Here is a 1,794-nt window from a genome sequence, read left to right on the forward strand (position 1 = left end):
GGTCCCTTTGCTCCGGCGCCGATGGTATAGACCTTGATGTTGAGGGCCGCCGCTGCCTGGGCCGCAGTCAGGGGAGAGACCGAACCCATATTGTTTCTGCCGTCGGTTAAGAGGATGACGACCTTTGACTTGGCCTTCGTCTCCTTAAGACGCCCTACAGACATTGCCAGGGCGCTGCCTATGGCCGTGCCATCCTGTATCATTCCGATCCTGGCACGCTCCAGTACCGTCAACAGATAACCGTAGTCGGTTGTGAGCGGACTTGCCATGTATGGGACACCGGAAAACTCTACCAGCGCAATGCGGTCTGATGTCCTGGCGCCTATAAACTCCCTGACGACCTCCTTAACGGCATCGAGTCTGTTGTGGTGATTGCCGTCCTTTGCAAAGTCCTCGGCAAGCATACTGCTGGAGAGGTCTATGGCTATGGCGATGTCTATCCCCTCAACGTTGACATTGGTCTGCTCCAGGAGCGACAGTGGCCTGGCCAGTGCGATCAACAAGAGCGTAATCGCCACAAGCCTCAAAAAGACCATACCCCTGGCCGCCCGAACCCTGAGAGTCTGCCCCAGTCCCCTCAGGAACACCCCCGAGGAAAACCGCATCGCAGGCAAACCCCTCCTCCTGTTGCCATACCACAGCGCCGCACACAAAAACGGGATGAGTATCAATACCCAGGGGGTCTTAAAGCTCATGGTCAGGCATCCTTCGTCTCCGGCGCCGACTGTTGCAACGGACGGGTCTCATCCACAAAGCGTCTGGCGACATTAAAGCTCTCCTCTATCTCCTCCGGGGCGGGGCCATAGCGTGCGAACTTTACCATGTCGCAGCGCAGCAGAAAGTCCCTCAACAGTTCCTTCTGAGAGACCGATAACTGCCGCGCCTCCTTTACATTGAAAAGGAACTCCTCGGTAGTCATCTCCGGGGCCTTCAGCAGGAACCTGTCCTCTATGTAGTATCTTATGATGGCCGACAGCTCGATGAAGTACTCCTTGGTCAGGCCGTCTTGCAACAGGGTGCCTGCCCTGAGTCTCTCCAGGGCCTCGTATGCCATTTCATGGGGCGTTTTTCGGGGGGGAGGGGCTTGCTTTGCAGCCCTCCGCCGTCTGAGCAGGTACAGGGCAAGGGCCGCTATGAGCAATGTCAACGCACCTGCAATAATGTAAGGCCACGGAACCTTGCTGTCCTGAAGGTCTTTGATGTCCCTGATATCGGTGGCGGGTGTTTTTTCCCGGGCACTTTTTACCTCTATGGTTACTTCGTTTGTCTTTGCCTCCGTGTAATCCCTGGTCGACTGACTTTTGTATTTAACGGTTGCCGGTGGGAGTTTGTAGGTGCCTGGGGTGTAGGAGCGCAGCTTATAGCGCTTGATCGTTGACTTGATGACAAAACCGCCTTGGTGCATGGCCTCATCCAAGATAGTGAGGTTGTCGTTGCCAGTGTTGTAGGCCGGAAACTGCAAGTCAATACCCACGGTAGGATCGACCTCTACGGAGTAAGTGATCGTATCCCCGGTAAGGACCACAGCCTTGTCAACGTATGCCCTAAATGTGATAACAAATGCAATTGCCGAGCCGTATGTTGCCAGCACAACAACTACTACAAGGAAGGTACAGCCATAGCGTCTGTCATGCTTGTTTCTGATGCCCATTTTTTTTATTTCAATCCTGTTTATCTTGCAATATATTATATCACAACGTTGCATGACTGGTGCCATAAAAAACCTGGAGACAAGTAGCGCGTCACTACGGTAGATTTATAGAATACGCAGACTTTGGTTGTCTTGTATTGTCT

2 protein-coding genes are annotated in these 1,794 nt (G+C 53.4%); both read right to left on the minus strand.

Annotated features, from left to right (window positions below):
- Nucleotides 1-695, minus strand: a 695-nt coding sequence (locus HWQ67_RS17555; protein ID WP_218253993.1) for a vWA domain-containing protein, incomplete at its 3' end; no start/stop codon positions are given.
- A gap of 2 nt (nucleotides 696-697) precedes the next feature.
- Nucleotides 698-1,651 (minus strand): BatD family protein, encoded by a 954-nt coding sequence (locus HWQ67_RS17560; protein ID WP_218253994.1) that lies wholly within the window; start codon nucleotides 1,649-1,651, stop codon nucleotides 698-700.
- Between the last annotated feature and the right edge of the window lie 143 nt (nucleotides 1,652-1,794).

The organism is Candidatus Magnetobacterium casense (assembly GCF_019173545.1).
GTDB lineage: Bacteria > Nitrospirota > Thermodesulfovibrionia > Thermodesulfovibrionales > Magnetobacteriaceae > Magnetobacterium > Magnetobacterium cryptolimnobacter.

Excerpts from the sequence above, each read along its gene's own strand:
- HWQ67_RS17560 (WP_218253994.1), bottom strand. The coding sequence starts at position 1,651 with ATGGGCATCAGAAACAAGCATGACAGACGCTATGGCTGTACCTTCCTT.